Raw genomic sequence first — 22,543 nt, 5'->3', positions numbered from 1 at the left:
CTCCTTAAAAAATTTTTTGAATGCTAATAAGATACGTATGCATTTAAAAAAAGAGCAATGAATTTAAAAATAAGCCTATTTAAATCAATCTTTAAGCACCTTTGTTTAAGTATATTAAGAAAAATTAAAAAACGGCAATTGATATTTAGCTGATTAAAAGAGTAAAATTAGAAAATTAAATTTTATTTTCATGTTGACAGTCTAAATTAATCGTTCTATAATTTAGCCATTCAATGATGTTGAAGAGATGAGTAAATCTCAAAGTGATTGCATAGAGAGCTAACGGGGTGGTGAAAGTTAGTATCACGATGATTTTGAAGATGGTCTCTGAGTCGTAATAAAGTGAGCCCGTTGACAAGCTTTATTCGGTAAAACGCCCGTTATCGCGTGCAGGTATCTCAATTGATGTACCTCGTGAGCAAAGGATCGTGATATTCTTTGAAATATGGGTGGTAACACGAATTTTTTCGTCCCGTAGTCTAGTAATAGGCTACGGGACTTTTTTTGACTAAAAAGCAACGTGAATTGAAAATAAAAAATAATGAATGGCATTTTGGAGGATATAAGTATGACAACAACAGTAGTAGGATTTCCACGGATTGGTGAACACCGCGAATTAAAACGCATTACTGAAAAGTATTGGAAAAATAATGCAACGCAAACCGAATTGCTTGAAGCAGCCACTGCAATTAAAGAAAAGCACTGGGATATTCAAGCCCAAGCAGGAATCGATTTTGTGAGTGCTGGTGATTTTTCATTCTTTGACAACGTGTTGGATACAGCGTACTTGCTTAACATTATTCCTAATCGATACCGTGAATTAGATTTAGATGATTTGGATCAATATTTTGCCCTTGCACGTGGTTACCAAGAAGGTGAAAAATCAGTTAAGGCCCTCCCAATGAAGAAGTGGTTTAACACTAACTATCACTACATCGTGCCAGAAATTAACGATACCACTCAAATTAAAGTTACTGGCAATCGGTTGTTTGATGATGTAGCACTTGCAACTAGTAAACACGCTAATGTTAAGGCTTCAATTGTTGGACCATTTACGTTACTCAAATTAGCGCGCTACATTGGTACTAAGCAAGCCGCTGATTTTGCTGTTGATACGATTGCTGCTTACCGAGAAATCTTTGCGAAGTTAAACGAAACAAGTATTGCGTGGTTACAAATTGATGAACCAGCATTAGTGTTTGATTTAACGGATGAGGACAAAGCCTTCTTCCAAGATATTTACACGCAATTATTAGCCCAAGAACACGGTTTCAAAGTTAATATCCAAACTTATTTTGGGGATGTTCGTGATATCTACAGCACCTTGGTAGCATTGCCAGTTGAAGGGCTTGGTTTGGACTTACTTGAAGGTAAATACAACCGCGCCTTAATTAAAGAACTAGGTTTCCCAAATGACAAAATTTTGTTTGCGGGGGTTGTTAACGGTAAGAACATTTGGCGTAATGAATACCGGAAAACGGTTGAATTAATCAAGAGTCTTCCTGTTGAAAACTACATTCTTTCAACTTCATGTTCATTACTCCACGTCCCATTTACGACGGCTAATGAACCTAACTTGAATCCAGATTTATTACAACACTTAGCTTTTGCGGTGCAAAAGTTAACGGAATTAAAAGAACTTGATGCCATTTTAGCCGGTAATGGTGATACTGCTTTAGAGGCCAATGAAGAATTGTTTGCCAGCGTTAACCACCCATTTGATGCGAATGTGCACGCCCGCATTGATCAATTAACTGAAGCTGACTACCACCGTCAGCCATCACGTGAAGAACGGGCCAAGATTCAAAAAGCGGAATTTAACTTACCAGAATTACCAACAACGACCATTGGCTCATTCCCACAAACGGCCGATGTGCGTAGTAACCGCGCCAAGTTCCGGAAAGGTGAAATTACTCGTGCAGAATACGATGCCTTTAACCGCGAAAAGATTGCCGACATTGTTAAATTCCAAGAAGAAATTGGGTTGGATGTTTTAGTCCATGGTGAATTTGAACGTAACGACATGGTTGAATACTTTGGGGAACACTTAGCTGGATTTGAATTTACCAAGAATGCCTGGGTACAATCATACGGTTCACGGGCTGTTAAGCCACCAATTATCTGGGGTGATGTTAGCCGTAAGGAAGCCATCACGGTTGAAACTTCAGCTTATGCCCAAAGCTTGACTGATAAATGGATGAAGGGAATGCTCACAGGACCAGTGACCATCTTTAACTGGTCATTCCCACGTGAAGATATCACGCCGGAAGAATCGGTAACGCAAATTGCGTTAGCTATCCAAGATGAAGTCCTTGATCTTGAAGCGCATGGGATTAAGATTATTCAAATCGATGAAGCCGCCTTACGTGAAAAATTACCGCTTCGTAAGAGTGATTGGTTCAAGGAATACCTTGATTGGGCTGTGCCAGCCTTTCGCTTAGTTCACAGTAAGGTTGAACCAACGACGCAAATTCACACCCACATGTGCTACAGTGAATTTAACGACATCGTTAAAGCTATTGATGATTTGGATGCTGATGTGATTTCATTTGAAGCTTCACGTTCTGATTTATCATTAATTGAAGATTTAAAAGCGAATAACTTTGAAACAGAAGTTGGTCCTGGGATTTATGATATTCACTCACCACGAATTCCAAGTAAGGATGAACTCGTTGATATTATCAATAAAATTTTGGCTAAGTTACCAACTGAAAAAGTTTGGATCAATCCAGACTGTGGTTTGAAGACCCGGGGTGATAAAGAAGCCACTGAAAGTTTAGAAAACTTAGTTGCAGCAACATTTGAAGTCCGGGGGAAATTAAATGGCATTAACTGATTTGTTTGAGAAAAAGACTGTTTTCTCATTGGAAGTCTTTCCGCCACATACCCAAGTCGGTATTGAGAACTTGAGTAAAACATTGGTTGATTTAAAACAAATTAAGCCAGATTTTATCTCAGTGACGCTTGGAGCCGGGGGGATGGCTAAAAGTGAAGATACAATCAAGGTAGCTGATTTTATTCAAAATGATTTACAGATTCCAGCCGTGGCCCATGTGCCGGGGCTCTATCAATCAAAAGCGAAGGTGACGAGATTACTCGATGATTTAGTGGCCCATGACGTGAAAAATGTTTTGGTACTCCGGGGGGATGCCATTGAAGGTGAAATTCCAGTTGGTGAATTTAACCATGCTAATGATTTAGCAACCTTTATCAAAGAATATGGGGCTTTTGATATTGCCGGGGCGTGTTACCCACAAGTGCACTTAGAGTCAGCATCAACCGTTGATGATATTCGCTATTTGAAGAAGAAAGTCGATGCTGGGGTGACTCATTTGATTACACAACTATTCTTTGATAATACGCATTTTTATAACTTCAAAGAACGCTTAGAGTTGGCTGATATTCAAGTGCCAGTCGAAGCCGGGATTATGCCATGTACTAATAAGAAGCAAATTGAACGGATTGCGCAAGTTAGTGGTATTGAAATTCCAAAGAAATTTGCGTCAATCTTATCACGGTATGAAAATAAACCCGAAGCAATGCGCGATGCGGGAATTGCTTTTGCCGTTGATCAAATTGTTGATTTAGTTTCTTCAGGGGTGGATGGAATTCATCTATACACGATGAATAACGCTGAGAACGCCAAGCGTATCTGGGCCGCCACCCATTCATTATTTGAAGATGCCGCAACTGAAAAATTGATTGCCCACTAACCGATTATTTACCTATATATCAAAATAATGCGCATATATCTTTAATTTACACATAGTTATAAAATAAGTCAAAGTTCAAAAAAGGGGTTTTGACATTACTCTTTCCTAGTGGTAATTTGCTGCTAGAACGTGTTCCAGAAGTCCGATATATTCGAAATACGACAAAATCCTCTACGAAGAATTTTCTTCATAGAGGATTTTTAGTGTATTTCTCGATATCGCCCGACTTCTGTCACACTCCCTTTTTTTATTTTAATGGCGCTTTTTTAAAGAAAAACACACAACTAAGTAAGGCGGCAACAATTAAAATTAACAAACACCCGAGCCCGATTAAAGTCCCGTAACTCGTACCAGTACTTAGAGTTGCGTAGTACGCTTGGGTAATTGTGATAATTGTGGCGACAACCGTTGTAGCGACGGCCCCAATAAATTGTTGTAACGTATTAAAGACCGTTGAACCATCGCCATATTCAGCTGTCGGAATGGCGTTCATCCCCGCCGTCATCAAATTACTGTAGGCAAACCCCGTTCCAATTGAGTAGATAACATGGGCGCAAATTAGTAAACCAATTGACTGTTCGATGCAGGCTAAAATCAAAATAACGACTCCCAGTGCTGTGATGGTTAATCCTCCGATAATCGGTTTTTTAGCACCAACTTGATCAAGTAAGCGCCCAGCAACTGGAGCCAAAAGCGCACTTACTAAGGCCCCCGGAACCATGACAACCCCAGCGATAAAGGCATTATAGCCCAGGCTAATTTGAATAAAGGTCGGAATAATGAATGAACCGCCAAGAAAGAGCGCTTGAATGGCTAAGAAACTTAAAAGGGCCGTTGTATAAGCACGATTTTTAAAGACGTTTAAACGTAATAAAGGTTCGGCGCTACTATTAGCCCGGTAAATACTGTAACCCCCGGCGAGTAAGCCAATCATTAATAGGCCGATATTTAATAGCTGCGTGGGTTCATTTAAAAACATCAACATACCAGTAAAAAAGATTGCGAGGCTGGCAAGATGCGCAACATCAAGAGTGCTAGCGGTATTAACTTTTTGCAAGGGGATGGCATATAATCCGATAATTAATGAAACAACGAGGACCGGAAGCAAGAATAAAAAGATGTAATGCCAAGAGTAATTAGTCGTTAATAAACCACCATAAGTGGGCCCAATTGCGGGGGCGATTGATGTCGTTAATGTACCAATTCCCATCATTAAGCCACGTTTTGCTAGCGGGGCAAAATTTAGAATGATATGAAACATTAATGGTAAGCCAATCCCCGTCCCAAAACCTTGGAAAAAGCGGCCAACTAATAAGGTCGTAAAGTTAGGGGCGATTAAATCAAGTGTTAACCCAAGAATAAAGAACAAATTGGCAATGATAAATAAGGGCTTAATGGCAAATTTTTTGAGTAAAAAATTAGTTAATGGTACCATGATAGCAATCACAAGTAAGTACATCGTGGTTACCCATTGAACGGTACTGGGATTGATATGGAACTGATCAATTAAAATTGGAAAAGTAACGTTCATTGCAGTTTCAATGAGGACGCCACTAAAAGATAGCAAACCGGTAGCAATTACGGCTGCTAAAAGGTGTAACTGTTTATTCATATTTCCTCCTAAACGCAAAAAAACAGAGATAATTCCTAAGTAAATAGGAATCGCCTCTGTTCTTCGACACATAAAGTGTTATCTGTACGATATTTTTATATCTATGTTCTTAATTATATACAAGAAAGCCCCTAAAATGCAACTATTAATGTTAATAGTTTCTTAAACATTAAAATACTAAATTTTAGTTAAGCGCTTACATATTAATGCTACCGCTATTTAATAATTTTTGTTATACTTTAAGTAGTTCTTAAGTTTAAAAAAGTTATTCATTGATAGTGGAGGGATTATACAATGAAAGACATTAATATTCCAAAAGTTTTAAAAGCATTTTGTATTTATGCCGTTGTGTTATTTATTTCTTATGCAATTTCATATATGTTAAAGTTATCATTTCCAAAATTTCCAGTTCCTGCTCCATTAGTGGGGTTAGTACTACTTTATGCATCACTCGAGTTTAAACTTGTTAAAGTTGATGATATTGATGGTTTCTCAGGTGTGTTAATTGGTTTAATCGGTTTCTTATTTGTGCCATCAGGGGTTTCAATTATGGTTTCCTTGGACATTTTAAAAGCTGAAGGGCTCCAATTAATTACAATTATTATTTTATCAACCATCATTATGTTGCTAAGTGTGGCATGGACAACGCAATTAGTCTTTAAGTACTTGACGAAGGAACATGGCGACTTGCATTTAGATAATGTAAAAGGGGAGGACTAAGCACATGGCATTATTTTTACAAACCCCATTTTGGGGGATCTTTTTATCAATCACCACTTTTGTATTTGGGCAATTTTTATTTAAAAAATCAAAAGGATTCTTCCTATTTCAACCATTATTCGTTGCGATGGTCTTGGGGGTAGTTATTTTATTAATTGTTAGTAAAATCGCTCACATTACACCAGCCCAATCATATGCTAATTATAAATTAGGGGGCGATATTCTATTTTGGTTCTTGAACCCAGCTACAGTTGCGTTTGCGGTGCCACTGTACAAGCGTCGTGATATTTTGCATAAATACTGGATTCAAATCTTCTTATCATTGATTATTGGGATGGTGATTTCATTAATCTTGATCTTTGGGCTTAGTAAAGTACTGGGCCTTAGTAACACATCACTTGGGGCGATGTTACCACAAGCAGCAACCACCGCGATTGCCATTCAAATTTCAGCCAATGTGGTTGGGGGTCAAGCTGGGGTAACTGCCGCTGCGATTACTGCGATGACAGCTATCTTGAATGCCGTGCTTATCATGGCCTTAGGTGATAAGTTGGTTAAATGGTTCAAACTTGAAAACAACCCAATTGGGATTGGACTTGGGTTTGGGACAGCCGGGCACACGATTGGATCAGCTAAAGCGATGGAATATGGTTCAGTACAAGGGGCAATGGCTGCCATTTCCGTAGTTGTCGTGGGATTAGTTGTTGATATTGTTGTGCCAATTTTTGCCAAATTTATTGGCTTTTAAGTGATAAATTTAGTGAAAAAACATAGGGTGGTTGAACAAAGTTTCAGCCACCTTTTTAATTAGAATTTTTATCATGTAAAGCTAATTTTTTTAATAGGATTAATTTGATATCTATGTAATAATTATTAAATTAAGAATAAAGGATTTGTGGTGGTTTTTATGAATAAACGTCGATTTTATGAATATGGCATGAAAGCGCTAGTGTTAGTATTTACAGGGGTGATTGAAGCGGTGGCACTGAACCAATTCTTAACACCTAATAATATTTTTGCTGGTGGTTTCACTGGGGTCTCACAGTTACTTTCATGGGTCTTGCATACGTCATTTGGAGTGAGCGTTTCTGCCGGGATCTTTGTGTTACTTTTTAACATTCCAATTGCGATTATTGGTTGGTTAAAAATTGGTCCCCAATTTACTGTGTTAAGCTTCATAAATTCATTTTTAACGTCATTTTTAATTGTGGTCTTACCAGTTACGCGTTTGACGACTAATCCATTATTAGCGTCATTATTTGGGGGATTACTAGTCGGGGCCGGAACCGGGTTAACTTTCCGGTACGGATTTTCAACAGCTGGGATGGATATTGTGGCGATGGTCGTGCAAAAAACGACGGGTAAATCAATTGGGACGATCAGTATGACCATTAACTCAGTAATTGTGGCGATTGCGGGGTTAAATATTGGTTGGACCAACGCAATGTATACGATTATCGGGATTTACGCGTCATCACGGATTATTGATACATTACACACACGTCACCAACGCTTAACCGCCTTTATCGTGACGACCCATGCCGATGAAGTGGTGGCTGCGTTACACGCCGACTTAATTCGTGGAATTACGATTCTTAATTCACAAGGTGCGTACACCCGCCAAGATTCAAAAACTTTAATGATTGTTATCTCACGCTATGAACTTTACGAAATGGAACATATTGTTAAGAATACCGATAGTGATGCCTTTATCAATTTAGTAAGTACAGTTGATTTATCAGGTAACTTCTGGGATGAAGATGCGCAACAGCAAATTCGGAAACAAACAGTGGTTGGAAGTCCTAAGTAAAACGAGTATAATTATGTTTAAATAAAAATAATATATTAATGTGAGGTAACGCTAATGCCGATTGTGCATATTGAATTGATTGAAGGTCGTTCACAAGCAGCTATTAAGAAGATGGTTCAAGATGTTACAGCTGCGGTTGCCACTAATACTGGTGCACCCGCCGAGCACGTGCATGTGGTGGTTAACGAAATGGCTAAAGACCGCTACGCTGTTGGTGGCGTCTTAAAAAGTGATGAAAATTAAAAAAGACGTGGCGAAAAGCCACGTCTTTTTTATCGATTACATGAATAACAAGTAAAGGATAGACAGCAAATGACAGATGAACAATTTATCATGGCAATTGACCAAGGGACAACTAGTACGCGGGCAATTATCTTTAACAAACGAGGTGAGATTGTCAAAATTGCCCAACATGAATTTCCGCAAATTTTTCCACATTCTGGCTGGGTCGAACATGATGCAAATGTAATTTGGGAAACAGTGCAGCAAGTCGTGGCCGATGTATTAATTCAAGCCAATATTAAACCATTTAAAATTGCGAGTATTGGGATTACTAACCAACGGGAGACGACGGTCATTTGGGATCGACTCACCGGCGAACCCGTATATAATGCAATTGTGTGGCAATCAAAGCAAACTGCCGAGATTGCTGATCGCCTCAAGGCCGCCGGATTAACTGAAAAAATTCACCAAAAAACGGGGTTAGTTGTCGACTCATACTTTAGTGCGACTAAAATTATGTGGATATTAGACAATGTCCCCGGCGTCCGGCAACGCGCTGAAAAAGGCGAGTTGATGTTTGGCACGATTGATACGTGGATCTTGTATAAGTTGACCAATGGCCACAAGCATGCGACGGATTATTCAAATGCCAGTCGAACGATGTTATTTAACATTAATACATTGGAGTGGGATGAAGAATTACTTGAATTATTCAACATTCCACGTAGTTTGTTGCCTGAAGTTAAACCATCTTCTGGTAAATTTGGCTACACTCAAGATTATGGTTTTTATGGTATTAAGGTTCCCATTGCCGGAATTGCTGGTGATCAACACGCCGCACTTTTTGGGCAAGCAGCTTTTGAACCGGGGATGGTTAAAAATACCTACGGGACCGGCGCCTTTATTATGCTCAATACGGGGGATACGCCGAAGTTTTCTAACAACGGCTTATTAACGACCATCGCGTATGGCCTTGATGGCCAAGTTACGTATGCCCTTGAAGGAAGTATTTTTGCGGCGGGTTCTGCGATTCAATGGTTACGTGATGGCATGCAGTTAGTGGACCATGCGGGGGACACGGATGCATTGGCGGCCGCAGCTGATGCAGATGACAACGTTTATGTGATTCCCGCCTTTACTGGTTTAGGGGCCCCGTATTGGGATCAAGATATGCGCGGAGCCGTCTTTGGCTTAACGCGAGCAACGACTAAAGAACAGTTTATTCGGGCCACAGTTGAATCGTTAGCTTATCAAACCCGCGACGTCGTAGCAACGATGGCCACGGATACTGGTTTACCAATTACGGCTTTAGCGGTTGATGGGGGCGCCTCAAATAATGACTATTTGATGCAATTTCAAGCCGATATTTTAGACCGTGATATTAAGCGCCCGATTGTTAGTGAAACAACCGCGCTAGGGGTGGCCTTCTTAGCGGGATTAGCTGTCGGGTTCTGGCAAGATCAAGCTGAGCTTAAGCGAATGTGGCAATTGCGAGATACGTTTACAAGTCAAATGCCAGCTGATGTGCGCGAGCGTAAGTATGCGGGTTGGCAAATGGCGGTTAAAGCCGCTCAAATGTTTAAAAACTAAGCTGTAATCGCAGTTGGGTTCTATCGAAAAATATACTAAATAAGTCCCCTGAAGAAAATTATTCAGGGGACTTATTTAGTATTGCGAATATATAGGGGTTAAAACTAATTTGAATAATTAATCATCATCACTAGCGTCCGTTAATAAATCTAAAACGTCGGCGGGATCAACGAGGGTGAATTCTTGTAAATCGTTAAATGGTTCCAGACTTGGAATGCTCCAACTTGCTAAGGCAAAGTCAATGCCAGCCGCATGGGCCGCTTTCATATCATGAATTGAATCCCCAATGTAAACGGCACTATCAGCATCGGCATCGAGTTTTTCAATCGCGGCTAAAATGGGATCAGGAAATGGCTTCATCCGACGGGTTTCACCGGCAAAAACAAAGGCATCAAAGAAATCAATCACACCGAAGCCATCAATATGATCAGCAAATTCAGCGGGGGTATTAGAAGTCACAATTGCTAAATGAACATCATGTTGTTTCAACTTGGTAAGCATAGGTTTAATGCCGTTAAATAAAGCAACTTCATCCCAAAAATCATGATAGTGACTTTGCCATTCCGCTTGCATTGCTTCAACATCATCAATCCCAAAGTATTCAAGTGCTTCTTTTGAAGGGAGCCCAAAGATTTTATAAACTTCTTCGTAAGTCTTGTCAATGCCATGATTAGCAAGCGTTAATTGGAGTGATTTCATATACATTTTTTCGGTATCAAGGAGGGTGCCATCGACATCAAAAATAATGAACTTTTTCATAATTACTTACCTCAATTGATTATTATTGATTTAATTATAACGATTATCTAGCTAGATTGTAAGTAAAAAAAGGGAGTGTGACAGAAGTCGGGCGATATCGAGAAATACACTAAAAATCCTCATGAAGAAAAGTCTTCATGAGGATTTTGTCGTATTTCGAATATATCGGACTTCTGGAACACTTTCTAGCAGCAAATTAATACCAGAAAAGAGTTATGTCACAACTCCTTTTAATATTGCCAACAAGTTTGTCTGATTAAATCATGATAAACATTGGTAAAATCATTGGTTTACGTTCCGTTTTTTCGTAGAGGTATGATTGTAAGTCTTCAATCACGGCATTACGAATGCTATTTTCGTTGGCATTTGGATTTTCCATGGCGCGACGAATAGTAGCAAATACGCGACGACGACCTTCATTAATCATTTCACCTGATTCACGCATGTATACAAAACCACGTGAAAGTAAATCAGGACCAGCGGTAATTTCTTTGTTAGCAAGATTGATTGTCGCCACAACAACGACTAAACCATCTTGGGATAACATTTGTCGGTCGCGTAACACGACGTTCCCGATGTCACCGATTCCGTTACCATCAACGTAGACATCTTCTGCACTAAAGTGACCAGCAACGCGAGCTGAATCACTAGTTAGGGCGAGGACATCCCCATTTTCAAGCACGAAACTATTTTCGGCAGGGACGCCAATTTCTTCCGCTAAACCAGCGTGGACTTTGAGCATCCGGTATTCACCGTGAATTGGCATGAAGAATTTAGGTTTCATTAACGCTAACATCAACTTTTGTTCCTCTTGGCCCCCGTGACCAGAAGTGTGGATGTTATTAATCTTACCGTGGATAACATTAGCCCCAGCTTCTTCTAATTCGTTGATAACCCGGTTAACTGATTGGGTATTACCAGGAATTGGTGAAGAACTAAAGATCACCGTATCGTTTGGTTGGATTGAAACTTGACGGTGCGTTCCATTAGCAATCCGTGCAAGGGCTGCCATTGGTTCACCTTGTGATCCCGTACATAAAATCATTACTTCTTCAGCCGGTAGGTGGTTAATTTCGTAGGCATCAACTAATGATGAGTCGGGAATATCCAAATAACCTAATTCACGCCCGTTATTGATGGCGGTTTCCATGGAACGACCAAAGACCGCAATTTTACGACCTTCAGCAATCGCTACTTCCGTCGCAACTTTAACCCGTGAAAGGTTTGAGGCAAAGGTAGCAAAAATAATCCGACCTTTAACGTTTTTGAAGATTTTTTTGATTGAACGCGCCACAAATTGTTCAGATTTAGTAAACTCAGGACGTTCCGCATTAGTTGAATCTGACATTAAGGCTAAAACACCTTCAGAACCAATCCGGGCCATCTTTTGCAAGTTAGGTGGCTGTTTAGTAGTTGGCGTGAGGTCAAATTTGAAGTCCCCCGTTTCAACGATAACTCCACTTGGCGTGGTAACGGCCACCCCGAAAGTATCAGGGATTGAGTGGGTTGTGCGGAAAAATTCAACTTTCATGTTTTCAAACTGTAAGATTGAATCTTCGTTGATTTCATGTAATTCAGTTGAATTTAATAAACCATGCTCCTCAAGCTTACCTTTAATTAAAGCTAAGGCAAGGGGACCAGCATACACCGGAACATTGACGGCGTTTAAAAAGTAGTGAATTGCTCCGATATGGTCTTCGTGTCCGTGAGTAATTACGAGCGCTTTGATTTTTTCGACGTTTTCTTTTAAGTATGAATAGTCAGGAATCACATAGTCAATTCCGAGTAATTCATCTTCGGGGAATTTAATTCCGGCATCAATGACGATGATTTCATCACCATATTGAATACCGTAAGTATTTTTCCCGATTTCGCCAAGGCCACCAATCGCGTAGATCGCAGTCTCATCTGGACGAATATCCAATTGATTGCTCATTAATTAGAGCTCCGTTAAGGAGAAGTTAACGCTTTCTTGTTCATATTCGAGTGCCGCCGTCGACAATTCTTCAATGAATTCGATATTGTGGGTAGTTTTAGTTTCAACGTCATGGCGAACCTCAGCTAAGCTAGCGCCTTCTACGTACATTACCCGTGTGTTTTCCCGCTTAGGGTTTTGTGCTTTTGTTTCTTGGTAGTAAATCTTGAATACCATTAATCTGTGTACTCCTTAGTTTAAAAATTTTCACGACATAGACTTGTTTATATTGTATCAAAAATCATGTATATTGTCATTGTACAATAATTTTTCAAATAATTTTAACCATTCGCATGGGGAGGGAAGCATGATAGTTATTATTACCGTAATCGTCGTAATTTTATTGGTGATGATTATTTCGGTTATTCGGCGCCACGCGGCTCAGACGACAACTAATCAGTTGATTATGAGTAGCCAATTACCGACAAATCAAGCAATGCGCTACGCTCAAACTAATTTACCAGAGTTATTTGATCAAAGTGCGCCCATTAGTTCAACGCTAGTCGCCAATGTGTGGGGGCATGGGGTGATGGCTTTTGAGTTTATTTTTGATGATTTACGGATAGCCAATCAAGGCACTGCGATGCTGACCTTAGAGCAAACCTTAAATGATTACGCCCGTCAAAATGGCTTAGTCGGCTATCAAAAGTTAGCGACGCCGTTTAAAGTAACGGACTTTTGGCAAGCATTAGATGACCATAAGTGGCATATTGATATTACGTATATTATTAATCAAGTGACGCTAGAATATACCCATGATATTGAAAAACTTAACACACGCGCTTGATTTTGCTATAATTAGATAAAATAGCGCAAGCTAAACAAGATACGGGAGAAAAACGCATGACCCAAGTAAAAATTGTGACTGATTCATCAGCCCGATTATCAGCAGCAGAAATTAATGACCTTGATATTACGGTAGTTCCATTAACCGTGATGATTGATGGTACGGTATACGCCGATGGTGAAACTATTACCGGGACTGAATTTATGGACGCAATGGCGAAAGCTGACGCCCTACCCAAAACCAGTCAACCAGCTTTAGGAGCATTCGTTGATAAGTTTGATGAGTTAGCGGCGACTGGTGAAGATGTGCAAATTTTAAGTATTCATATGACAGATGCCCTTTCAGGGACCGTTCATTCAGCCGAACAAGCCGGCCAAATTTCAAAAGGTGATGTCGTAGCCATTGATTCACAAATGACAGACCGGGCTTTAGGATTCCAAGTAGTGACGGCTGCTAAAATGGCCAAAGACGGCGCTTCACGTGACGAAATAATTGCCGCAATTAATGATGTTCGTGATCATACTAAATTGTACGTGACAGTACCAACTTTAGATAACTTAGTTGCTGGTGGTCGCCTTAACAAAGCGGTTGGATTTATCGGTGGTTTCTTAAACATTAAAGTTGTGATTGAATTAATTGATGGTAAAATTGCGATTGCTGCTAAGGGTCGCGGGATGAAGGTTATTAACAAAGCATATCAAGATTTTTATGCTGAAATGGACGCACACGGTTCAATCAAGCGGGTTGGACTATCACATGCTGGTAACTTAGACGAAGCCTTAATGGTACAAGCAGAAATTAGTAAACGGTTCCCAGATGCCGAAATTTTTGTTGATCAAACATCACCAATTATTGCAACTCACACCGGAGCTGGGGCGTTGGCTGTGATTTATGAATTTGGTGAGTAATAGACTGACCTTATCGTCAGCTTATTGATGTCAGTTACTTGTAATGTCACCATTACGATGCTAATACTCAAAAGTTCGCATGGTTCAGTTAATGGACCATGCGAACTTTTAGTTATAAGTAGTTACATTTGGAGAAAGGGGTGAACTAGATGCGCAGATGGATGAAAATTGTCGCTGCAATTGGCGTGGTTGGGCTGGTAGCTAGTGGTGGATATTGGGTAAGCCGCCACCAAAATGAACCGCAACAGGCAACGCCAACTAAACAACACCTAGTTAAACAACTCAAGTTAGTGGCTTTGGGTGATTCACTAACCCAAGGTGTCGGTGATACCACACCTGCTCATGGCTATCCGGGACGGATTGCCACAGCCCTTAAAAAACAAACTAAAATTCCAACCACGGCCCTTAATCTTGGTAAGGAGGGTGATCGTTCTGACCAAATTTTAAAACGGTTAAATGCAAGTGCACGCCAACAATTGGCCGTCAAGCAAGCCAATGTGATTGTATTAACGGCGGGTGGTAATGATTTATTAAAAGTCTTACAAGGGGCGATTGTCGGTCATTCGGAGGCGGAAGTAACCAAAGCCGTCCAAGGCACCGTGCCACACTATACAGCTAACTTGCAGGCTTTATTAGCCAGAGTTCGGCAATTGAATCCCAAGGCAGCCTTATTTTTATTTGGTAACTATAATCCCTTGTATGTTTATTTTCCTAATTTTACGGCGATTAACACAAGTGTGACGACCTATAATAAAGTAAATGCTACAATGGTTACTAAATACGATGGTTATTATGTCCCAACATTTAAGCAATTAACGTATGGTCAGTATCAAAATGGCCATGCCCGCCAGGACTTAATTATGCAGGCAAATGAAGTCGGCACCAACTTTTTAGCAGCCCTTTCAAGTACGCGCGTACAAGCAGCCGAGAAGAATAACTTTCTATCCCCAGCGGATCATTTTCATCCCAATGCCAAAGGGTATGATTTAATGACGAAAGCATTATTACAAAAAATGTTGCTACATGATAGTTGGCAATATACTAAAATTGGAGGGCAGTAAATGCGGAATTCACAAACAAAAAAACGAGTTAATGGATGGTTTTGGGGCTTTTGGTTGCTCGTAGTGGCGATGGTGATTGGGGTTGGTACAGTAGTAACGTTAGTTAATCAACCCGCAACGAATTCAGCAACAAGCGCACCATCAACCAATAATGATAGTTCGTTTAATATTGTGCTCAACAAAGACCAAATCAATAAATTAGCAAGTCATTATTTAGCTGAAAAGCAAGTTGGCCAAGGACAAAAAATTAGTTTTGCCATCAATGAATATGTCAATATTTACGGTAAAGTGAATGTTTTAGGGCAGTCATTGGATGCGGGGATGGCGCTGGTACCCCATGTCACGGCTGATGGGAACGTCGTTTTAAAAGCCCACGCCATTAACGTTGGGCAATTACAATTACCAACCCGGTTAGTATTAGGCATTTTCTCACGGACTTATCAAGTCCCAGATTGGGTGGTAATTAAACCGCGACAAAATGAAATTGTTTTACAATTAAATCAATTGAAGACGTTGGATGGATTTAAATTTGCGGCGAAGACAATTGATATTCCGGCTAATCGATTTGAATTTGAAGGGCGGATTAAATAATGTATCAAACCTTTTATCATTTTTTGATGACGCAACGCAATCACTTAGCATATGACGAAATCAGTAATTTTGCGCAAAATGCTTTTCTTGATCAAGCATTTCCCAAGCAAGCAACTGATTATCATGAAATTTCAGAATACTTAGAACTAAACGCTGGCTACCTCCCAAGTATGGATATTTTCGATACGACGTGGCAGCGTTACAAAGAAAGCGAAGGTTAATTATGGCACAAATTATTCAATGGTATCCCGGACACATGGCAAAAGCTTTTCGCCAAATGCGTGAAAACCTCCACCTCGTCGACATCGTCTTTGAACTTGTCGATGCACGGATTCCAAATGCATCACGTAATCCTCAATTGGATGAATTAATTGGTGATAAGCCTCGGTTGTTGGTGATGACTAAAACCGACTTAGCTGATCCTGGTGAAACCAAACGTTGGTTAGCATACTACCGTCAACAAGGAATTGCTGCCGTTGGTTTGGATTCGCGTGATCACATGACGCCCCAAGTTATTACTAAGGCTGCTAAGCGTGTCTTAGCGGATAAATTAGTTCGGGACGCTGAAAAAGGGATTAAAGATCAACCATTGCGCGCCATCGTGGCTGGAATTCCAAACGTTGGTAAGTCAACTTTACTTAATCACTTGGTTACTAAAAATGTTGCGATTACTGGGGATCGACCTGGGGTAACTAAAAAGCAACAATGGCTTAAAACGCCAACTAATTTACAATTACTTGATACACCAGGGGTTTTATGGCCTAAATTTGAAGATCCTGAAGTTGGTAAGCGCTTAGCTATTACCGGAGCCATCAAGGATACATTGATTGCCAAAGACGATGTGGCGTTGAGTTTAATTGGCTTTTTCCGAGAAGATAACCAACCAGCCTTAATTGCCCGGTACCACTTAGATGAAGATATTTTTGATAAGTTAAGTGATGTTGATATTTTGTTATTAATTACTAAAAAATTAGGATTCAAGGATGATTATGACCGAGCAGCGGAGCGTTTGTTACTAGACTTACGTCGTGGTCGCATTTGCCAATACACATTGGAAAAAGCACCATTGGCTGGTGAAGTACTTGATGAAGAAGTTGAGGCGCACGATGCCGAAACAAACGATTAAAGCGATTAAAGCACAATTAGCCATGATTACCAACCCTAAGGATGAGTTATTGGTCCAATTAGCGACTGATGAACGGCAAGGAGTCCAAACGGCAATTAACCAATGGCAGCGCCAATATGCTAAGTTAACTGCGGCAAAATTAGCGTTTCAAGAGCATTTAAAAATTGAACGCGCTGCTAAGGCCCAAGGGTTTCAATTGATTGCTGGGGTTGATGAAGTTGGTCGCGGACCGCTTGCCGGACCAGTTGTGGCGGCCGCTGTAATTTTACCGGCTGATTTTGAATTGTTAGGGGTGAATGACTCTAAGCAATTATCTGATAAAAAACGGCGGGAGTTAGCACCACAAATCATGGCCCAAGCAGTCGCGGTTGGTTTTGGGATTGTGGAAGCACCTGAAATTGATCAAATCAACATTTATGAGGCGAGTCGGGTCGCAATGCAACAGGCGGTTAGTCAATTAAAACCACAGGCGGATTACTTACTAGTCGATGCCATGGTTGTGGATGTTGATTTACCACAAGAAAAATTAATTAAAGGGGATGCCAAGTCCGCTTCAATTGGGGCAGCAAGTATTGTTGCAAAAGTTAAGCGGGATGAAATTATGGCGGCTTATGATCGTGAGTATCCCGGATATGATTTTGCTAGTAATGCTGGCTATGGCACGGCGGCACATTTAGCAGGGTTGGCACAACATGGAATCACGCCGATTCATCGCCAAACTTTTGCACCGGTAAAAAAATATCTAAAAGATTAAAATTAAATTAGATATTACGTTAAATAGAGATAAATATTTGGTTGCTTGTGTTCTATGTGGTATAGTACACCTGTATAACATTTATTTGAATGGTCAATTTTGGAAAGTAATTGTAAAAATTTTGATACTGACTTAATAAATTTTAAGGCTGTGTTAAATTATAAACGGAGACTTGTCACATCTGGATTGATACCGTATGATAAATAAGTTGAAATGTTTCAAAAATGTTACCGTTTGATTGCAAATGATAACATTTTCGTTCTAAATTGAGGTAAGGAGGTCAGCGATGTTTAATTATATTGAGCAACTTCTCGCAAACAAAGCTATTCGTTTCATAGCACAAACCATCTTTTACTTCATTGTGCTCATGTTCTTACTCTATATGTATGGGTATGCCGAACATGGCCAAGGTGGCTTTATCTACAATGAATTTTAGCTTTTAATAAATATTAAATATATAAAAGGAATGTCCAATGGTCGAAAATATTATTAAGACAATCGATACGTTTGCTAGTACCCAACCTGATCAAGTTGTATATGATTTCTTGGGAACTAGTCACACGTATGCCGATTTAAAAGCCCAATCAGATAGTTTAGCAGCGTACATTGACACGCTTGCATTACCAGCAAAGAGTCCAGTATTAGTATACGGTGGTCAACAATTTGAAATGTTAGTGAGCTTTTTGGCCCTTTCAAAATCAGGACATGCCTACATGCCTGTTGACGTCGAATCAGCAGCTGATCGGATTAACGCGATTTTAGAAATTGGTGAACCAGCCGCTATTTTAGCCGTTGATGCCTTACCAAGCCAAATCGAAGTACCAAGCATTCCGGTAGTCAACTTTGATGAGTTAACTACGCAAATGCAAGCTAAGCAACCTTATGAATTGACGCAACCGGTCCTTGATGATGATACATATTACATCATCTTTACGTCTGGAACGACGGGTAAGCCTAAGGGTGTGCAAATTTCACACGCTAACTTACTTTCATTTACCAACTGGATGATTACCGATGAAGAATTTATGGTCCCTGAGCAACCACAAATGTTGGCTCAACCACCATATTCATTTGATTTATCAGTTATGTACTGGGCACCAACTTTAGCTAAGGGTGGAACATTGTTTGCCCTTCCAAAGGATATCATCAGTGACTTCCAAAAGTTGTTTGCTTACTTACCAAAATTACCAATTCAAGTGTGGACTTCAACGCCTTCATTTGCTGAAATGGCTATGTTATCAGAAGATTTCTGTGCCGAAAAAATGCCTAGTTTAACGCATTTCTACTTCTGTGGTGAAGAATTAACCGTTAAGACCGCGCAAAAGTTACACGCTCGTTTCCCAGAAGCCCGCATTATTAATTCATACGGCCCAACTGAAGCAACGGTGGCTTTATCAGCAATTGCGATTACCGAACCAATGTTGACTAGCGGCGAACGCTTGCCAATTGGGTTGCCAAAGCCTGGTTCAACAACAGTTGTGCTTGATGAAGATGGTCATGTTTTACCAGCCGGTGAACAAGGTGAAATCATCATTGCTGGGCCAAACGTTTCGAAAGGGTACCTTAATAACCCCGAAAAGACGGCCGCAGTGTTCTTTGAATATGAAGGCCAACCTGCTTACCACACTGGAGACTTAGGGAGCTTTGATGCTAACGGCGTCCTACAATACGGTGGTCGGATGGACTTCCAAATTAAGTTCAATGGTTTCCGGATTGAACTTGAAGAGGTTTCTCACGTCTTAAACTTATCACCATACATCAAATCAGCAGTAGCAGTTCCACGCTACAATAAGGAACACAAAGTACAACAATTGTTAGCGTACGTTGTGGTTAAAGAAGATGTTGATGCAAGTGATAACTTAGCTTTGACAAAGGCGATTAAAGAAAGTCTTAAAGACTTAATGATGCCTTACATGATGCCTTCACGTTTCATTTACCGTGAAGACTTACCAATTACACCAAATGGGAAAATCAACATTAAGAGTTTGATTGCCGAGGTAAATAATCGATGATGCAAGGTTTAATTCAATGGTTGCAGTCGATTCCAAATTGGCAACCATATGGCGAACCGAAATACTTTGCATGGTTACTCGCATTATTAATTCCAATTGTGGTTGCAATGTTTTTTGGCCGCCGCTTAAAAATTTATCAATCGCTCGTATCGCTTGGCTTTATTGTCGTGATGTATACCGGCGCTAGTTATCACCAGTTATTTGCGTTAGTGGCGTACGTCATTTGGCAGACGATTATCGTTTTTGCCTACCATGCTTATCGCAAAAATCACGATACATTCCCGGTCTTTGCGGGAGCCGTTTTCTTGGCAATTTTACCGTTGATCTTTGTTAAGGTCACACCTGCCATTGATGATGGTAATAATTCACTACTTGGTTTCTTAGGGATTTCTTACTTAACATTCCGTTCCGTGGCCATGTTAATGGAAATGCGCGATGGGGTCTTAAAAGATATTAAACTTAGCACGTTCTTACGGTTCATGTTGTATATGCCAACAATCTCATCCGGACCAATTGACCGTTACCGGCGCTTTGAAGAAGATTACGATAATGTCCCAACACGGGCTGAATATTTAGATTTACTTGAAAAATCCGTCTGGTATTTAATGCTTGGGTTCTTTTATAAATACGTCTTAGCATACTTCTTTGGTACTATCTTATTAGTCCCATTAAAGGCGCACGCACTAGCCGTTGGCGGTTGGATGAACTGGTCAACTGTCGGGGTTATGTATGCGTATGGGTTTGATTTATTCTTTGACTTTGCCGGGTATTCATTGTTTGCCGTCGCAATTTCATACTTGATGGGAATTAAGATTCCGATGAACTTTAATCAACCATTTAAGTCACCAAACATTAAAGATTTCTGGAATCGTTGGCACATTAGTTTGAGTTTTTGGTTCCGTGATTTCGTATTTATGCGGATTGTGTTTGTCTTAGTAAAGAATAAAGTTTTCAAAAATCGTAATGTAACATCAAGCGTGGCGTACATCCTCAACATGTTAATCATGGGATTCTGGCACGGGGTAACTTGGTATTACATTAGTTACGGTCTGTTACACGGGCTTGCAATCGTCGTAAATGATGCATGGTTGCGTAAAAAGAAAAAGATCAATAAAGAACGCCGTTTGGCTGGTAATCCACCGTTACCAAGTAATAAGTGGACGACGGCACTAGGGATTGTTGTGACTTTCCAATTTGTAATGATTAGTTTCTTACTATTCTCTGGTTTCTTAGATCAATTATGGTTCCACAATATTAAATAGTTAACAACGAAAGAGGTTAAAATAATGGACATTCAAGCAGATTTAATTGAAATGATTGACGACTTATTCATGGAAGATATTTCAGATATCATGGATGAAGATTTATATAACGCTGGTATCTTAGATTCAATGGGCACGGTTGAATTAATCGTGGCCATGGAAGAAAAATTTGGTATCAAAGTGCCAGTCTCGGAATTGGGCCGTGATGACTGGAATACTGGTAACAAGATTGTTGCCGGAATCAAGGGGTTAAAGAATGCTTAAGCGATTAGCTTTAATTTTTGGGCCAGTCGTTGTAGCCGCTATCTTAGTGCTTACAGTGATGTTTGTCGGTCCAATTGATAAGCACAAGCATAATTTAGCAAATGAAGAACAAGCTGCCGTTTCATTATCACCAACCGTCTTTCGTCAAGCCTATTTAAAAAATATGGCGTTGTCAGATGAAGACCATCGCTTTGTTCCCTTTTTTGGGTCAAGTGAATGGAATCGGATGGATGCCTTTCACCCAGCCGTTTTAGCACGAGCATATCACCGTAATTATCAACCATTCTTATTAGGGCAAAAGGGTGCTGAAGCCTTGACGCAATATTTTGGAATGCAACAAATTATGCAAAATATGCACCACAAGCAAGCGGTATTCTTTGTATCACCACAATGGTTTACTAAGGCTGATCAACAAAGTGCTGCGTTCCAGTTTTACTTTAGTAAGTCACAAGCGTTGGCTTTCTTGAAAAATCAAACGGACACATTTGCTGATCGTTACGCAGCTAAGCGGTTACTGGCGACTTATCCCAATGTACCGTATCGTAATTTAGTGCAAAAGGTGGCCGATGGTCAAAAATTATCAAACTTGGATGAAAAGTATCTTGATTTCCAAGGCCAAGTTCATGCAAATGAAGATGCCTTCTTTTCACGCTTTGATATTGGTACGAATTTGAAGAAACGGGTCCTTCCAAAGGTTAAAGAGTTACCACAACCATATAATGCCCAAGCACTTGATGCTAAAGCAGTTCAACTTGGTGAGTCGCAAACGCGTAATAACCGTTTTGGGATTCTTGATAACTTCTTTACTAATCGGATTGGTAGTAGCTTCCCATCATTAAAGAATGCCCAAGCTCACTTTAATTACACCCAATCAGCTGAGTATAGTGATTTCCAACTTGACTTAGATCAATTAGCGAAAACACATACGAATGTAATCTTCGTTATTCCACCCGTTAATTCTAAGTGGGCTAAATATACCGGGTTAAATGAGAATATGTATCAAGCGTCAGTACGCAAGATCAAACATCAATTAACATCACAAGGTTTTAACAACATCTTAGACTTATCAAGACGCGGTAATGAACCATACTTTATGGAAGATACCATTCACCTCGGTTGGCGTGGTTGGCTTGCTTTTGATAAAGGGGTGGCACCATTCCTTGAACATAAACAACCAGCACCGGTATATCATTTAAACAATCATTTTATTTCAGAAGACTGGAATAATTTTGATCCAATCAATAATGATGTAAATACATTTAAATAAGCCACAACCTCAAGAAGACTTAAATTATTCTAAGATAATTTAAGTCTTCTTTTTGTGTAAAAAAACAGATGATTTAAATGGTGTTAGTGGTTATTGTTAGCTTTATGTGT

The 22,543-nt window shown here is 39.9% G+C and carries 23 protein-coding genes and 1 other annotated feature; of the genes, 19 read left to right on the top strand and 4 right to left on the bottom strand.

Annotated features, from left to right (window positions below):
* Positions 1-230 precede the first annotated feature (230 nt).
* Positions 231-478, top strand: a binding site (T-box leader).
* 90 nt (positions 479-568) lie between these two features.
* On the top strand, positions 569-2,836 hold the full coding sequence (gene metE / locus LQZ76_RS00745) for a 5-methyltetrahydropteroyltriglutamate--homocysteine S-methyltransferase (protein ID WP_230097866.1): 2,268 nt from the start codon (positions 569-571) through the stop codon (positions 2,834-2,836).
* Positions 2,823-3,713: a methylenetetrahydrofolate reductase [NAD(P)H] gene (gene metF, locus LQZ76_RS00740; protein ID WP_230097865.1), complete on the top strand. Its 891-nt coding sequence runs from the start codon at positions 2,823-2,825 to the stop codon at positions 3,711-3,713. The genes metE and metF overlap by 14 nt, the downstream gene beginning before the upstream one ends.
* A gap of 247 nt (positions 3,714-3,960) precedes the next feature.
* Here metF and LQZ76_RS00735 read toward each other — a convergent pair whose 3' ends face one another.
* Positions 3,961-5,325 carry an MDR family MFS transporter gene (locus tag LQZ76_RS00735; RefSeq protein ID WP_230097864.1) on the bottom strand — a complete coding sequence of 455 codons (1,365 nt, stop codon included), beginning with the start codon at positions 5,323-5,325 and terminating at the stop codon, positions 3,961-3,963.
* Positions 5,326-5,619: 294 nt separating this feature from the next.
* On the opposite strand from LQZ76_RS00735, the gene LQZ76_RS00730 reads away from it, so the two are divergent.
* The 5 genes from LQZ76_RS00730 to glpK all read left to right on the top strand — a co-directional run bounded on the left by LQZ76_RS00730 (position 5,620) and on the right by glpK (position 9,667).
* Positions 5,620-6,045 carry a CidA/LrgA family protein gene (locus LQZ76_RS00730; protein ID WP_230097863.1) on the top strand — a complete coding sequence of 142 codons (426 nt, stop codon included), beginning with the start codon at positions 5,620-5,622 and terminating at the stop codon, positions 6,043-6,045.
* A 4-nt stretch (positions 6,046-6,049) separates the two neighbouring features.
* Positions 6,050-6,793 carry an LrgB family protein gene (locus tag LQZ76_RS00725; protein ID WP_230097862.1) on the top strand — a complete coding sequence of 248 codons (744 nt, stop codon included), beginning with the start codon at positions 6,050-6,052 and terminating at the stop codon, positions 6,791-6,793.
* Between the two features lie 159 nt (positions 6,794-6,952).
* Positions 6,953-7,855: a YitT family protein gene (locus tag LQZ76_RS00720; RefSeq protein ID WP_230097861.1), complete on the top strand. Its 903-nt coding sequence runs from the start codon at positions 6,953-6,955 to the stop codon at positions 7,853-7,855.
* Between the two features lie 54 nt (positions 7,856-7,909).
* Positions 7,910-8,098, top strand: coding sequence for a 2-hydroxymuconate tautomerase (gene thmT / locus LQZ76_RS00715; RefSeq protein ID WP_230097860.1), 189 nt, complete (start codon positions 7,910-7,912; stop codon positions 8,096-8,098).
* Positions 8,099-8,167: 69 nt separating this feature from the next.
* The gene (glpK, locus tag LQZ76_RS00710; RefSeq protein WP_230097859.1) at positions 8,168-9,667 is read left to right on the top strand and encodes a glycerol kinase GlpK; all 1,500 of its coding nucleotides are present in this window, start codon (positions 8,168-8,170) and stop codon (positions 9,665-9,667) included.
* 117 nt (positions 9,668-9,784) lie between these two features.
* Here glpK and LQZ76_RS00705 read toward each other — a convergent pair whose 3' ends face one another.
* The 3 genes from LQZ76_RS00705 to LQZ76_RS00695 form a co-directional block, all read right to left on the bottom strand.
* On the bottom strand, positions 9,785-10,426 hold the full coding sequence (locus tag LQZ76_RS00705; RefSeq protein ID WP_230097858.1) for an HAD family hydrolase: 642 nt from the start codon (positions 10,424-10,426) through the stop codon (positions 9,785-9,787).
* 256 nt (positions 10,427-10,682) lie between these two features.
* The gene (gene rnjA / locus LQZ76_RS00700) at positions 10,683-12,362 is read right to left on the bottom strand and encodes a ribonuclease J1 (protein WP_230097857.1); all 1,680 of its coding nucleotides are present in this window, start codon (positions 12,360-12,362) and stop codon (positions 10,683-10,685) included.
* A 3-nt stretch (positions 12,363-12,365) separates the two neighbouring features.
* Complete coding sequence (locus LQZ76_RS00695; protein ID WP_230097856.1) at positions 12,366-12,578, bottom strand: DNA-directed RNA polymerase subunit epsilon; 213 nt, start codon at positions 12,576-12,578, stop codon at positions 12,366-12,368.
* Between the two features lie 130 nt (positions 12,579-12,708).
* On the opposite strand from LQZ76_RS00695, the gene LQZ76_RS00690 reads away from it, so the two are divergent.
* The 12 genes from LQZ76_RS00690 to dltD all read left to right on the top strand — a co-directional run bounded on the left by LQZ76_RS00690 (position 12,709) and on the right by dltD (position 22,433).
* A complete protein-coding gene (locus LQZ76_RS00690; RefSeq protein ID WP_230097855.1) occupies positions 12,709-13,188 on the top strand; it encodes a hypothetical protein in 480 nt (159 codons plus the stop codon).
* Between the two features lie 56 nt (positions 13,189-13,244).
* A complete protein-coding gene (locus tag LQZ76_RS00685; RefSeq protein ID WP_230097854.1) occupies positions 13,245-14,096 on the top strand; it encodes a DegV family protein in 852 nt (283 codons plus the stop codon).
* A gap of 149 nt (positions 14,097-14,245) precedes the next feature.
* Entirely contained in the window at positions 14,246-15,157 is a 912-nt protein-coding gene (locus tag LQZ76_RS00680) for an SGNH/GDSL hydrolase family protein (RefSeq protein WP_230097853.1), read from the top strand.
* A complete protein-coding gene (locus tag LQZ76_RS00675) occupies positions 15,158-15,748 on the top strand; it encodes a YpmS family protein (RefSeq protein WP_230097852.1) in 591 nt (196 codons plus the stop codon). It abuts the gene before it with no gap.
* Positions 15,748-15,969 carry a YozE family protein gene (locus LQZ76_RS00670; RefSeq protein WP_230097851.1) on the top strand — a complete coding sequence of 74 codons (222 nt, stop codon included), beginning with the start codon at positions 15,748-15,750 and terminating at the stop codon, positions 15,967-15,969. The genes LQZ76_RS00675 and LQZ76_RS00670 overlap by 1 nt, the downstream gene beginning before the upstream one ends.
* Positions 15,970-15,971: 2 nt before the next feature.
* Entirely contained in the window at positions 15,972-16,874 is a 903-nt protein-coding gene (gene ylqF / locus LQZ76_RS00665) for a ribosome biogenesis GTPase YlqF (RefSeq protein WP_230097850.1), read from the top strand.
* Positions 16,855-17,628, top strand: a complete 774-nt coding sequence (rnhB, locus tag LQZ76_RS00660; protein ID WP_230097849.1) for a ribonuclease HII — start codon at positions 16,855-16,857, stop codon at positions 17,626-17,628. Before ylqF ends, rnhB begins: the two co-directional genes overlap by 20 nt.
* 286 nt (positions 17,629-17,914) lie before the next feature.
* On the top strand, positions 17,915-18,064 hold the full coding sequence (locus LQZ76_RS00655) for a teichoic acid D-Ala incorporation-associated protein DltX (protein WP_230097848.1): 150 nt from the start codon (positions 17,915-17,917) through the stop codon (positions 18,062-18,064).
* 37 nt (positions 18,065-18,101) lie between these two features.
* Positions 18,102-19,640, top strand: a complete 1,539-nt coding sequence (gene dltA, locus LQZ76_RS00650; RefSeq protein ID WP_230097847.1) for a D-alanine--poly(phosphoribitol) ligase subunit DltA — start codon at positions 18,102-18,104, stop codon at positions 19,638-19,640.
* A complete protein-coding gene (gene dltB / locus LQZ76_RS00645) occupies positions 19,637-20,902 on the top strand; it encodes a D-alanyl-lipoteichoic acid biosynthesis protein DltB (RefSeq protein ID WP_230097846.1) in 1,266 nt (421 codons plus the stop codon). Before dltA ends, dltB begins: the two co-directional genes overlap by 4 nt.
* 24 nt (positions 20,903-20,926) lie before the next feature.
* Entirely contained in the window at positions 20,927-21,166 is a 240-nt protein-coding gene (gene dltC, locus LQZ76_RS00640) for a D-alanine--poly(phosphoribitol) ligase subunit DltC (protein ID WP_230097845.1), read from the top strand.
* Complete coding sequence (gene dltD, locus LQZ76_RS00635) at positions 21,159-22,433, top strand: D-alanyl-lipoteichoic acid biosynthesis protein DltD (RefSeq protein WP_230097844.1); 1,275 nt, start codon at positions 21,159-21,161, stop codon at positions 22,431-22,433. Before dltC ends, dltD begins: the two co-directional genes overlap by 8 nt.
* The last annotated feature ends 110 nt before the right edge of the window (positions 22,434-22,543 follow it).

The sequence above is a fragment of the Periweissella ghanensis genome (genome assembly GCF_918814755.1).
Taxonomy (GTDB): domain Bacteria; phylum Bacillota; class Bacilli; order Lactobacillales; family Lactobacillaceae; genus Periweissella; species Periweissella ghanensis.
The sequence above is the reverse complement of the archived record's forward strand: the minus strand, read 5'-3'. Positions and strand labels throughout refer to the sequence as shown.

Bases quoted from the DNA above. Each gene is read 5' to 3' on its own strand.
- LQZ76_RS00695 (WP_230097856.1), bottom strand. From the start codon at position 12,578: ATGGTATTCAAGATTTACTACCAAGAAACAAAAGCACAAAACCCTAAG.
- LQZ76_RS00725 (WP_230097862.1), top strand. From the start codon at position 6,050: ATGGCATTATTTTTACAAACCCCATTTTGGGGGATCTTTTTATCAATC.
- LQZ76_RS00675 (WP_230097852.1), top strand. From the start codon at position 15,158: ATGCGGAATTCACAAACAAAAAAACGAGTTAATGGATGGTTTTGGGGC.
- ylqF (WP_230097850.1), top strand. From the start codon at position 15,972: ATGGCACAAATTATTCAATGGTATCCCGGACACATGGCAAAAGCTTTT.
- LQZ76_RS00705 (WP_230097858.1), bottom strand. From the start codon at position 10,426: ATGAAAAAGTTCATTATTTTTGATGTCGATGGCACCCTCCTTGATACC.
- thmT (WP_230097860.1), top strand. From the start codon at position 7,910: ATGCCGATTGTGCATATTGAATTGATTGAAGGTCGTTCACAAGCAGCT.
- dltA (WP_230097847.1), top strand. From the start codon at position 18,102: ATGGTCGAAAATATTATTAAGACAATCGATACGTTTGCTAGTACCCAA.
- LQZ76_RS00685 (WP_230097854.1), top strand. From the start codon at position 13,245: ATGACCCAAGTAAAAATTGTGACTGATTCATCAGCCCGATTATCAGCA.
- dltB (WP_230097846.1), top strand. From the start codon at position 19,637: ATGATGCAAGGTTTAATTCAATGGTTGCAGTCGATTCCAAATTGGCAA.
- LQZ76_RS00720 (WP_230097861.1), top strand. From the start codon at position 6,953: ATGAATAAACGTCGATTTTATGAATATGGCATGAAAGCGCTAGTGTTA.
- LQZ76_RS00670 (WP_230097851.1), top strand. From the start codon at position 15,748: ATGTATCAAACCTTTTATCATTTTTTGATGACGCAACGCAATCACTTA.
- glpK (WP_230097859.1), top strand. From the start codon at position 8,168: ATGACAGATGAACAATTTATCATGGCAATTGACCAAGGGACAACTAGT.
- LQZ76_RS00655 (WP_230097848.1), top strand. From the start codon at position 17,915: ATGTTTAATTATATTGAGCAACTTCTCGCAAACAAAGCTATTCGTTTC.
- LQZ76_RS00680 (WP_230097853.1), top strand. From the start codon at position 14,246: ATGCGCAGATGGATGAAAATTGTCGCTGCAATTGGCGTGGTTGGGCTG.
- dltD (WP_230097844.1), top strand. From the start codon at position 21,159: ATGCTTAAGCGATTAGCTTTAATTTTTGGGCCAGTCGTTGTAGCCGCT.
- metF (WP_230097865.1), top strand. From the start codon at position 2,823: ATGGCATTAACTGATTTGTTTGAGAAAAAGACTGTTTTCTCATTGGAA.
- metE (WP_230097866.1), top strand. From the start codon at position 569: ATGACAACAACAGTAGTAGGATTTCCACGGATTGGTGAACACCGCGAA.
- LQZ76_RS00730 (WP_230097863.1), top strand. From the start codon at position 5,620: ATGAAAGACATTAATATTCCAAAAGTTTTAAAAGCATTTTGTATTTAT.
- dltC (WP_230097845.1), top strand. From the start codon at position 20,927: ATGGACATTCAAGCAGATTTAATTGAAATGATTGACGACTTATTCATG.
- rnjA (WP_230097857.1), bottom strand. From the start codon at position 12,362: ATGAGCAATCAATTGGATATTCGTCCAGATGAGACTGCGATCTACGCG.
- rnhB (WP_230097849.1), top strand. From the start codon at position 16,855: ATGCCGAAACAAACGATTAAAGCGATTAAAGCACAATTAGCCATGATT.
- LQZ76_RS00690 (WP_230097855.1), top strand. From the start codon at position 12,709: ATGATAGTTATTATTACCGTAATCGTCGTAATTTTATTGGTGATGATT.
- LQZ76_RS00735 (WP_230097864.1), bottom strand. From the start codon at position 5,325: ATGAATAAACAGTTACACCTTTTAGCAGCCGTAATTGCTACCGGTTTG.